Source organism: Nostoc sp. (genome assembly GCF_036919595.1).
Lineage (GTDB): Bacteria > Cyanobacteriota > Cyanobacteriia > Cyanobacteriales > Nostocaceae > Nostoc.
Genome location: NZ_JBALCO010000175.1, coordinates 1 through 10949, shown reverse-complemented (window position 1 = coordinate 10949; position 10949 = coordinate 1). Strand labels below are relative to the sequence as shown.

Sequence of the window (10949 nt, the reverse complement as noted above, 5' to 3'; positions counted from 1 at the left end):
TGCTGTTCCCAAATTCCCCAAAGCTGATGCCGCACTGGAACGAACTTCAGCCTCAACGCTTTTATCTTTGAGGATGTCAGCGATGTCTTTGACGTTGGGTGTGGCTGCTGTTCCCAATTTCCCCAAAGCTGATGCCGCACTGGAACGAACTTCAGCCTCAACGCTTTTATCTTTGAGGAAGTTAAGGATGTCTTTGACGTAGGGTGTGGCTGCTGTTCCCAAATTCCCCAAAGCTGATGCCGCACTGGAACGAACTTCAGCCTCAACGCTTTTATCTTTGAGAAGATTGGCAGCAATTTGTGTAATATCTCTTAGTTCCTTCTCTAAAGATTTTAAATTTTTCAGTTTATATTCACCTAATTTATCCAAAGCCAACGTCTTCACCTGAGGATAGTCATCATTAAGGGCTGCCATAATACCCTGAATCTGCCATAATTCTGGCTTTGGCTTTGGTTCTTCTTCAGCGTTTACCCAATTGAGTGAAAAGACAACAGTCAGTAAACATGTAAAAAGAAACAGGAAAACGCGAGATAACCTGCGACGGTTGCCGACATTTTTGGGCATGATGGGGAGACAGAACAAAAGGCTCTGATGTGACGGTGAGGCGAGTCCTTGTCTCCAATGAGGTGAAGTCATACCCATAAATACTGCAATATTGTTTATTAGTGTAGCAGTACGAATCATCCGCAGTTTAAAAGCCTTGTCATTACGTACATTTTTGTAACAGTCAAAGGATCACGCCAGCCAAGAAGACGCAAAGAGCTTTGTGGTAAACATCGCTGTTGTGGAAGGCGATCGCCACTGAGGTTCTTTGTAGAAAGCCCAATGCCCGCAATAGTATTGGAGAGTGTTTAAAATTTTGAAGCTTCTTGTATAGTATTCAAATCATTGGAGTCACCCAAGGTAGCGATCCTAATTTGGCAGATAAGTTAAGAGGTACAGCAACTAGGCAAAAATTGCATGAATTGAAAGGGAGACTACCGTTGTGAATAACCTGCAAGCTTGACTAGCGATTAAGTTCACCTCTTGATTCGTAACATTTTGATTATGGGTGTTTATGCCAAGTTCAACTATTGGGCAATCAACTCCTGCGACTTTTATTTGTCTATAAGAGGTGTGGATTAATAAGCGAACTATGCGATCGCAATCAAAAGACTTATATCAATAGCTTGAAATGTTTGTCAATTAAGATATTTAAGAATTGTACAACTTTTTTATTTATCAATTTAAGAAATATTCGAGATAATTCATCACATTGGATTGTGAGCCTCCCCTTTTTTTGGGTGTCACCTGCACGCTTCGGGACACCAAGGCATATTTCTCATTGACGTAGGTTTGAAGCCATTGTTCAGAAACTTGGGCTACAGGAGCGATTACGACCAAAAAAATTCGTTCCAGCAGCAATCGGTCAATCACTTTTTTCGTTGGTTTGTAATTGACGATTTGGATCGAGGACAAACCACAATTGTAGGCGATCGCTCCGTGTTTACAGGTCTAAAACCAGAGATTGTTCAATGTGCGGATGAAAAAGAAGAGGCAAAGCGTATTGCTAGTTGGGCAAAAGAGTTGATTCAAGATGGGTTTGCTTCCTACGAAATCTGCGTCACACCTTATAAACCAGCAATTCGCACAGCACTGCAAGTAGAAGGTATTCCAACGTTTTAACTCAAGCCTAGAGAAGAAGATCCAGGGGTTCGCCTGGGGACAATGAAGCGAATTAAAGGATTAGAATTTCGAGCGATCGCTCTTTTGATTTTGGGCAAATGCGATCGCATTTATTTTTTCATTTTTAGCTCCAAGATAGCATCAAGCGTATAATTTAACTCCAAGATACTTAGATTGGAGAGAATGAAAACAAAATGCGATCACCTGACATTTTGCCGTAGTAAAACCTCTCAAGTTAATCTTGTACTCGTCGTGTAAAGATTGGGCAGATTGACAGGAGAAGGAATTTGGTGGTGTGATCGCTCAATAGGTAAAGTGAAATAGAGTGCGATCCTATCCCTCGCAAACTCAAGCTGTTGATTCAGCTTTGCACTTGGGATGCGATGGTCGCTTCGCGAACCGCCGCAGGCATCGCCACTGAATTTTGAAGCAAATATTCCCAAATCCTTACAGGGAAGACGTTTGCAAAATTATACAACTTTTTTATTTATTTTTTTATGGTAGCATGATGAAATTGTACAACTTTATTTTTTCAAAACTTCTGAGTAGCTAACGATATAATAGTGTTTGTAGTCGCTTAAATTGTACAACTTTTTTATTTTTCTGCAGGAATAATAAAGTCGTATAACAAATAAAAAAGTTATACACTCGTTAAGCAAGATCCTGCTTCTGGTTGCCATAATTTATGCTTCAAAAAGCACCCTTAACCCTCTTCATGGAAAATTTTTGTACGGATTCGTTCCCATTGCTCAATCTGCTTCTGTAGTTGCAATTTGCGATCGCCCTCAACTGCACCGAGACTACTAAACAAACCCTGACCATTCAACTGATCGCTGTAAATAGCAATCAATTCGGTCAGTGCTTTTTTATGGCTTCAATTTCCTCCTCACTGAAGGAATTTATATCTAAGCAAATCAGTCGTCTGCCAATTCTCTCTACAAGCTTTGACCGGCTTATATCAAAATTGGAGGCGATCGCATCTAATCCTTCAATACCAGTGGGAGTAAGGGCTAGGTTGACCCTTTTCTTCACCTCGTCGTACATCACGCTAAGGCGTAAATAGGGCAACCATTTAAAATACCTAAAAAGCCCATTCCATAATACTTTTGATTTTTGACTTCCGCCTTGCGGTATTAGGTGGCATCCTTAGTAAAAAAATGCCAGATTCGCTTCTTGAGGAATCGCAAATTACTCGTTATTGCAGGCGTGGGCTTAGACGTAAACTAAATGTGTAGCTTTGTGTAAAATATTTATGCTATCGCTCTTATTCAGTCTGCGTTTAGCCTGGTTATTAAATCATCAGCAAATTTATCCAGCTAAAAAAGGCATTGTCTACCTTTGAATTTGACTCCAAGCTTGTGGTTGTTATTTTGAGTTTGTCAGCCTCTATAGGTTGGAGATAACCTTCTAAGAAAAGATGGTTGATGTAAATGCGAATATCTTGATTGTCGAAAGGCAATTAATTAAAATCATCTCCGAAGCCAACTCTAGCCTCGGTCAAATTCCCCAAAACCACCTCTATATGGTGGAAGCAATGGAGAAGTTGGAAGATATGCAATTAATCGAAACTAAAGAGTCTCAAAAATATATTGATCTAGCTAAGTCTTTAGCAAAGGAATTTGCAAAGACTGCTGTAGAGCGGGATGCAAAAGGGGGAATACCAAAGCATGAGCGCGATCGCTACTGCCAAAGTCGTGGCCACTAGAGTCGGTTTAGACATCACCAACCGCATTTTTTAAGTTATGGGTACAGGCGCTACTAATGCAAAATATGGGTTTGACCGCTATTGGCGTAATCTTTGCACGTTCACTCTCCATGATCCAGTAGATTACAAAATCCAAGATATAGGAAACTGGGCGTTAAATGATCAACTGCCAAAACCCAACTTTTATTCATAGTTATTAACTTTGCTTGTTTGAAATCACAGTACTAGTTTTGTCATTTTCTAGTTCTCTGATTAGAGAATCAAAACCACTAGTATTGTTTCCATTTTTGGCAAATCAAAACTGAATTTTACTTATTACAGCACTCATATTGTTGGAAAAAAGCGACCAAGTTTATTCACAAAGTATTTCAGTTTCCCGAATAGAACAATTTCTACAGTAGCGCGATACTTTGACTGTGACAAAAATCTGGGTAATCACAAGGTCTTAAAGGTAGGCAAACTGACGCCACAGTATACTAGTATCCACTGGGTTAAGAACGCCGTACATTCAAGCAACACCATTCTTTTCGTTTCCACAGGGTAGCAACAACCCAACCATTTTCTTCTAAAGCGTCAGCGACAGCTTTTGATTGTTCTAGTAAAATACCACTGAAGATAGCCCAAGTTTCAGGTTTGGCGATCGCACTCATTTCTGGAACCAATTCAATAATTACATTAGCCAAAATATTGCATACAATACCATCTACCGGATTCTCAACCAGTTTTGTTAAAACGTCTACACTTCCCAGTGCTGGTAGTAAACGTTCTGGGCTAATGTCGTTCAGGGCACCATTACTGATAGTTGATTGCACCGCCAAAAGGTCATTATCTACTGCATAGACTTTCTCTGCTCCCAGTAGCAGTGCTCCAATGGAAAGGATACCAGAACCACAGCCAATATCCGCAATTACTAGATGTTCATGTTTACCACTAGTACCCACAAACGACTGAGGAACTCCACTCAGCCGCATTTCCAAGGATTCCAAACATAGCTGAGTGGTGGCATGGTTGCCCGTACCAAATGCTACACCTGGGTCAAGACGAATCACTAACCGTTCCGTTGTTTCTGGTAATGGTAGCCAAGCGGGGTTAATTAGGAAGCGATCGCCTATTTCCTGCGGATGCCAATATTGTTTCCAGCTAGTTGCCCAATCTTCCTCATCAATCAACTGCCATTGTAGGGAGGGAGATGAAAGTCCCACACAGAGGGCATCTTGACGCAGCCACAGCGATAGGGCGGCCAAATCTAGTAGCTGCGTTTGGATTGTCGGTAGATAAGCCCTGACTAAAGATGAATTTCCTTTGTTTTCACTAGCTGTTCCACGGCAGCCAAAATCTTCCAATCGCCAAAAGATAGAATCTTCTAGGTCTGGCTCACATAAAATCTGTAGTTCCCACCAAGTGTTTGCCATATAATTTTAGATTTTAGATTTTAGATTTTAGATTGGGGACTAAGTAACGGATAATGACCAATGCGAAAAACAATGAGCAATTAGCCATTACCAATCCAAAATCCAAAATCGTTCGACTAAGCGACTTGCCTTGAGCGACTTGTGCCGAGTTTAGCCTCAGCGGCGTCGTAAAGCCTGCGGCATAGCTACGCTTAGGGCGCAGCCTCTCCAAGAGTTGGGCGAAACCGAGGTAAGCCGAAAGGAGCCGAAGTCTGAAATCCAAAATTAAAGTGTTACTGTATACGCGTCCCGAATACCAGGGACTTTTATAATCTCACCCAAAATGCCCTCAGGTAAGGGATCATCTATACTCAAAGCCATTACAGCATCACCACGAACGATTTTACGACCTACCTGCATACTGGCAATATTCACATTAAAACTGCCGAGTAAAGAACCGAGTTTGCCGATAATCCCCGGCATATCACGGTGCAAGGTAAACAACATATATTTGCTGGGTGGGACGTTAATCGGGAAACCATCAACATCAGTCAGGTGAATTTCTCGCTCACCCAACAAAGCGCCTGTGACAGAATGAGTCCCTAAACTACCCGTGGCTTCTAGATGAAGCGTTCCGGCATAGTCTCTAATTGATGCATCGCGGGTTTCAATCACCCGAATTCCGCGTTCTTTAGCTTCTATGCTGGCATTTACGTAATTTACCCGTTCCCGCAAAGCTTGGTAAAGTAATCCTTTCAGGGCAGCAACTACCAAAGGCTGACTTTTGTTAGTCGCGAGTTCTCCTTGCAGTCGAATATTGAGTACTTCCACCCGTCCGCCAGCTAGCTGTCCCACCAGGTTACCTAGAGTTTCTGCTAGTTGCATGTAGGGTTTGAGTTCTTCCAACACATCGGGGCCGAGTCCGGGAATGTTGACGGCTGAACGCGCTGGTAGTCCTAAAAGTACATCCCGAATTTGTTCAGCAACATCAATAGCCACATTTACTTGAGCTTCCGCGGTGGAGGCTCCCAAATGCGGGGTAAGAATGATTTCTTTGCCTAGCGATCGCAATTCAGATTCACCCAGTGGTTCTGACTCGAACACATCCAAGGCTGCACCCCCGATTTTACCCGCTTTCAGAGCTGCTGCTAAAGCTACTTCATCAATGATCCCACCACGAGCGCAGTTAATAATCCGGGCTGTGGGTTTCATTTTTGCCAAGGTTGTGGCATTGATTAAGTGGGTGGTTTCTGGGGTTTTAGGGATGTGTAGGGTAATATAGTCTGCTTGCTGGAAGAGTAAATCTAGCTCCACTAGCTGACAGCCAAGTTGTTCGGCTCGGTCTGTGGAGATAAAAGGGTCATAAGCTAGGAGTTTCATCCCCATTGTCTTAGCTACAGTGGCAACATGGGAGCCAATTTTACCCAAACCAACAACGCCGAGAGTTTTTTTGTAGACTTCCGCGCCGACAAAGCTATTGCGATCCCACGCACCGCGTTTCACCGAAGCGTTAGCATCGGGGATGTGGCGAGACAAGGCCAAAATCATCGCTAGCGCATGTTCTGCGGCGGCAATTGTATTTCCCTCTGGAGAATTGACTACCACAATTCCCCGGCGTGTGGCAGCCGGAACATCCACATTATCCACACCCACACCAGCACGACCGATGATTTTTAGCTGCGTGCCGACTTCAATAATTTCTTGGGTGACGCGTGTACTAGAGCGAATCATCAGCGCGTCATACTCACCAATAATTTGGAGCAGTTCGGCTGGTTTTAGACCTATTTTGACATCAACGGTAGCAACTTGCGAAAGAATGTCAATTCCAGCTTGGTCAATAGAATCTGAGACAAGAACCTTAGACATGATTATTTCATTTAAAGCTACAGGTTTTGCTGCACAAGACTTTTTAGTTTAGTCTTTATCTGTCGCAATTCCGCAAAAATTATTCGTTTTAATATCAACTTAACCTTCTTACGCTCCGTGCTGATAGTATCGAAGCGTGAGTTGCTTCCGGTGGGTACTGCCTCCTAAGTATTTGAACATGAGTGGCTGTTTGCGCCACCCTGTCGCTAAATATAAAGCATGAATAGCACTAAGCACTTATATATTTATTAATAGTTAAGAGTTACCAAAATTTTCTCGGCTTAAGCAACTTCCTTGGTGGGGTAGAAACGCCTGTATTCTTGACTGGGCTGCAACTTTAGCTGAGGCAATGCTTTGCACAACCAAAAAACCAGCCAGCGACTATTATATCTGTCGAATCTTGGCTGTTTTTCAATACCACAAGTAGTATCCCTTAGTCAAAGCAAAACATTGCATCATCAAGATAATCGGATTATGACAATTAAAATTTAGGTATCAAATAAATTTTCTTGCTCATGATTGCGGCAGACTTAAGATTGTCTAGTAGCTAAAAGCTGCAACTATATCAGTAGAGTACTTAATATACATTAATACTCTACTGATATAGTTGCGGATAAATCGCTATAATTCTGGTGAGCCAAATAGAGCCAAATGTCCTTTGAGTTTTGGGGAAACCAGCCATGTTAGAGTACAACTTGCCAAGGTACTTGCCCTCAGCCGAAGAACTCCCAGACTCTGATGAAACGCCTGTGGATAATGAGCTGCAAGAATTGATACCAGGCTTACTGAAGGCGATTCTGCTGATACTTTGGTCAGAACGCATGGACTGGCTCTTTGCCATAGATATGGGTATTTATTATCACCCAGATAAACCGGCTATTGTGCCAGATGGATTTTTGAGCTTAGGGGTAGAGCGGTTTTATGATGAGGAACTGCGTCCCAGTTATGTGCTGTGGGATGAAAATGTTGTACCGATTTTCGTGCTAGAAGTAGTTTCCCAAAATTATCGCAAGGAATACACTACTAAATTGGATGAATATGCAGCTTTGGGTGTACTTTATTACGGGATTTATTCGTCTCGTCGTCGCCGCAAACCTCATCTAGAAGTACATAAGTTGGTTAATGGTAAGTATGAATTGCAAGCGGGAAACCCCGTTTGGCTACCAGAGATTGGCTTAGGAATTGGTTGCGAAAGGGGAAATTATAGCGGTGTAACGCGAGAATGGATGTATTGGTATGATGAGCAAGGACAACGGTATCTCACCCCCGCAGAACAAATAAAACAAGAAGCACAACGCGCTGAAGTTGCAGAACAACGTGTGCAACAATTAGCACAACAATTAAGAGCGCTGGGAATAGATCCAGATAATCTCGGTTAACTGAATATTTTGCAATATTTTCAACAAGACTGAAAAATCCGGTTTTTCAGATTTATGTATTTGCTATAAATCCAGGTTTGCTACTGGAAGCTGTCAGTAAAAAACTATTGCTTTTTAGGAATAACGTTCCTAATTCCACTTTTAGCGCCAACAGTATCACCTTTGTAACGAGGGATGATATGAATACTGGCGTGCATAATATTTTGACCTGCGGCTCGATTGATATTCATTCCTATATTAAAGCCATCAGGTTCAAATTCTGTTTGGAGAATTTCTTGTACTTTGTTCACCATAAGCCAGCAAGCAGATTGCTCTTTAACTGGTAGTTCAAAATAACTGCTAACATGACGTTTAGGAATAATCAAAATATGTCCTTTACTTATAGGATAACCATCAAAAATAGCATAAGCAGTTGCTGATTCAGTTAATGATTTTTGACTTTTATGAGGATTACAGAATATGCAATAATTAGATGAATTTCGCTGATGATTATAGTGAACATACTCATATAATTCTCGATGTTCATCTAAGCAAACTGAAGCAAAGGGAAGTTTGACAATACACTGATAAGTAGATTTTTTATGGACATAATGTTCTCGAAATCCTTCTTTTTTCAGATCCCTTCTTACAGCATAATAAGCTTTGCCTCCTGGTTTTAATAAGTGTGATATTTGCATAAGAACATTAGTTTGTTCTTCAATAAATAAAACATTTAAAACATAAAAGCAAATTATAGTATCAAATTTATTATCAGGATATTGTGGAAAATAATAGGGGTCATAGCCTGTAATATCACAACCTTTTTGGCGCAATATTTTAACATCATTACCAAAGCCACAACCAAAATCTAATATTTTGCCTTGTAGAAGGTTTTGATTTAATAAAAACTGTGCAGGAAATGACAGATAACTTCTTTCGATCGCAGTAAGATGGCTGAATTGATTTTTTTGCTGTTTCATGGAATTTTGGTGCTGACGTCCCAAAATTATTATTCCCAGCATCCCTTTAGATTATGCGATGTCTACGACGGGCTATTCGGCGTCGCATCAGGGTCAACACCTAGCTCGCGCAACTTAGCTGCTAGTATATCAGCGCGTTGGCGTTCCTGTTGGGCTTGTTCGCTGCTCCACAACAGCAAATTTCCTTCTGTATCCCACCACCGCAGCCAATTCATGGTTTGGCATAATCTTTCACCTTGCCAAATTCCGAGAAATAACTCTAACTCAGGAATCCAGTAACGTCCATTAGCGTCTGCTTGCTGCAAAGTATATTGTCCATTTTGCAAGCAGCGTAGTTCTATACTTGGTTCGTAAGGATCGTAGGTTACGTAGGTTGGAACTTGCAGAATCTTTTCGTAATAATAGAGTTTACCGTAGGGTGGAGTTGAGCGAACTGATAGTTCTCCACCTTCGGTGTCTGAAAGAAATTCCATCACCACAGCTACAGCAGCGCCTTCTAAATTTGGGGTATAGCTGCGACGAACTACATTTGTTCCTACAGACTGGACTTGAGGGACATAAAACCAGTCAGGGGCTTTAACAACGATTTTTTTGTTGACTGTGGCTACAAGTCCAAAATTAGAGCCAATCAGCATCTGGGGTTGGATGCGTCCTGTGCTTCCCAAAGCATCGGTAAGCGCAGCTGCGATCGCAGATTGTTGAATATTTTCCACTGGATCGTCAGGTAAAATGAAGTCGGCTGGAAGTGCTTCCCAAGTAACAATTGGTTCTTTTTGGATGGGGTTAACTTGTAGAACCATAAAATTACTCCTAATATCAATGCACAGTTATTAGTTATTTTTAACAAATCTTCAACTAGCATCGCTCTTAACTTAGAAGACTCATAAATCTGGAAATATTCCTCAAGCTAGTGTATATACTCGTAGTCAAGCACTTAGCAGGCGTGAGTATGATAGTTGAGTGGTTCACTCTCTGGATAGGTCAAAAAACGGTTGGATTTCTTGTCAAAACTATTATCAGCGAAGAATTTGTCAAGGATTTACTCAAGGACTACGCTAAAGATTTTTTCAAAAATATCTTTAATAATGCTGTAACCGCGCCTTTTAAGCGAGAACCCCTGGAGAAAGCTGTTGTCATGGCTATAACAGAATTTTTGGAACTCATGCAGCAGGATTTAGATGATAGTGAACTTGCTGAAGATGAAATCAAAAAGTATGAGCAGCCGCTAAATAAATTTCTAAAGCATCCAGAAGTTAAAGGAATTTTGGGAACTGCTTTTAAAGATGACTCTCAAGCTATAGATATCAAGGCATTAGAAACAATTTGGTATGAACTTAATGCTTCATATCCATTACCGGATGATTTTAACTGGAAACGGATTGGCAAGAAATATCTGCAAAAGGTTAAAGATATTATTATAGGAGTTCCTGAACTGCGAGAGATTCTGGATTCCCGAAATTTAGACAAAATCCAGAATAACACAACAGAGATAGCCGGGATTATTCCTGATTTTGATTTGGAAAGATACCAAGAAACTATTAAGGAAACCTATAGTAATCTGAATTTAGACAGTTTAGATACGAGTACCTATGATTATCGAGATAAACTCAAAGTCTGGGATATATTCATAGCACAAAATGTCCGTGAAATTCACCAAATTATTCCCAGAATTCACGAACTGCCGAAAGAACATCTCCGAAGATTGCGAGAAACTAACGAACTGGAAGCAGAAGTTGAGTTAGAAGAATTAGAACGCTACAAACGAGTTTATTTAGAACAACCAAAATGTTCTGTTGTGGATATTGTAAATGAGCAGCAGACTAATAAATATATCGTGATTCTGGGCGACCCTGGTTCCGGGAAATCTACTTTATTAAAATACTTGGCATTAAATTTGGGTCTTGTCCACTTTTGGTGATCATGTTTGGGGATGCTCTCAATTGAGCGATCGCAATCAAAAAAGATACAATGAAACCCATTATCG

Annotated in this window: 10 protein-coding genes; 4 read left to right on the top strand and 6 right to left on the bottom strand. The window is 41.0% G+C overall.

All coding sequences use genetic code 11. The annotated features are described in order from the left end of the window. The coding region (locus tag V7K21_RS27230; RefSeq protein WP_442948931.1) for a HEAT repeat domain-containing protein at positions 1–642 on the bottom strand (642 nt) is incomplete at its 3' end. Positions 643–1344: 702 nt separating this feature from the next. Here V7K21_RS27230 and V7K21_RS27225 point away from each other — a divergent pair. Then, the gene (locus tag V7K21_RS27225) at positions 1345–1665 is read left to right on the top strand and encodes a hypothetical protein (RefSeq protein WP_335178747.1); all 321 of its coding nucleotides are present in this window, start codon (positions 1345–1347) and stop codon (positions 1663–1665) included. 703 nt (positions 1666–2368) lie between these two features. On the opposite strand, the gene V7K21_RS27220 is transcribed toward V7K21_RS27225, so the two are convergent. Continuing rightward, positions 2369–2515: a hypothetical protein gene (locus tag V7K21_RS27220; RefSeq protein ID WP_335178745.1), complete on the bottom strand. Its 147-nt coding sequence runs from the start codon at positions 2513–2515 to the stop codon at positions 2369–2371. A gap of 567 nt (positions 2516–3082) precedes the next feature. Here V7K21_RS27220 and V7K21_RS27215 point away from each other — a divergent pair. Then, entirely contained in the window at positions 3083–3370 is a 288-nt protein-coding gene (locus tag V7K21_RS27215; RefSeq protein ID WP_335178743.1) for a hypothetical protein, read from the top strand. Positions 3371–3861: 491 nt separating this feature from the next. Here the strand turns inward: V7K21_RS27215 and prmA are convergent, their stop codons facing one another. Beyond that, the gene (gene prmA, locus V7K21_RS27210; protein WP_335178741.1) at positions 3862–4782 is read right to left on the bottom strand and encodes a 50S ribosomal protein L11 methyltransferase; all 921 of its coding nucleotides are present in this window, start codon (positions 4780–4782) and stop codon (positions 3862–3864) included. Positions 4783–5046: 264 nt separating this feature from the next. Further along, positions 5047–6627: a phosphoglycerate dehydrogenase gene (gene serA / locus V7K21_RS27205; protein WP_335178739.1), complete on the bottom strand. Its 1581-nt coding sequence runs from the start codon at positions 6625–6627 to the stop codon at positions 5047–5049. A 680-nt stretch (positions 6628–7307) separates the two neighbouring features. Here serA and V7K21_RS27200 point away from each other — a divergent pair. After that, entirely contained in the window at positions 7308–8006 is a 699-nt protein-coding gene (locus V7K21_RS27200; RefSeq protein WP_335178737.1) for a Uma2 family endonuclease, read from the top strand. A 104-nt stretch (positions 8007–8110) separates the two neighbouring features. Here the strand turns inward: V7K21_RS27200 and V7K21_RS27195 are convergent, their stop codons facing one another. Together V7K21_RS27195 and V7K21_RS27190 are read right to left on the bottom strand one after the other, a co-directional pair. Continuing rightward, positions 8111–8965, bottom strand: coding sequence for an HIT family protein (locus tag V7K21_RS27195; protein ID WP_335178735.1), 855 nt, complete (start codon positions 8963–8965; stop codon positions 8111–8113). A gap of 62 nt (positions 8966–9027) precedes the next feature. Further along, positions 9028–9765 (bottom strand): Uma2 family endonuclease, encoded by a 738-nt coding sequence (locus V7K21_RS27190; protein WP_335178733.1) that lies wholly within the window; start codon positions 9763–9765, stop codon positions 9028–9030. A gap of 149 nt (positions 9766–9914) precedes the next feature. Between V7K21_RS27190 and V7K21_RS27185 the strand changes: the two genes are divergently transcribed. Continuing rightward, positions 9915–10883, top strand: coding sequence for a hypothetical protein (locus V7K21_RS27185; protein ID WP_335178731.1), 969 nt, complete (start codon positions 9915–9917; stop codon positions 10881–10883). Positions 10884–10949: the final 66 nt, after the last annotated feature.

Bases quoted from the DNA above. Each gene is read 5' to 3' on its own strand.
- prmA (WP_335178741.1), bottom strand. From the start codon at position 4,782: ATGGCAAACACTTGGTGGGAACTACAGATTTTATGTGAGCCAGACCTA.
- V7K21_RS27215 (WP_335178743.1), top strand. From the start codon at position 3,083: ATGGTTGATGTAAATGCGAATATCTTGATTGTCGAAAGGCAATTAATT.
- V7K21_RS27190 (WP_335178733.1), bottom strand. From the start codon at position 9,765: ATGGTTCTACAAGTTAACCCCATCCAAAAAGAACCAATTGTTACTTGG.
- V7K21_RS27200 (WP_335178737.1), top strand. From the start codon at position 7,308: ATGTTAGAGTACAACTTGCCAAGGTACTTGCCCTCAGCCGAAGAACTC.
- V7K21_RS27195 (WP_335178735.1), bottom strand. From the start codon at position 8,965: ATGAAACAGCAAAAAAATCAATTCAGCCATCTTACTGCGATCGAAAGA.
- V7K21_RS27185 (WP_335178731.1), top strand. From the start codon at position 9,915: ATGATAGTTGAGTGGTTCACTCTCTGGATAGGTCAAAAAACGGTTGGA.
- serA (WP_335178739.1), bottom strand. From the start codon at position 6,627: ATGTCTAAGGTTCTTGTCTCAGATTCTATTGACCAAGCTGGAATTGAC.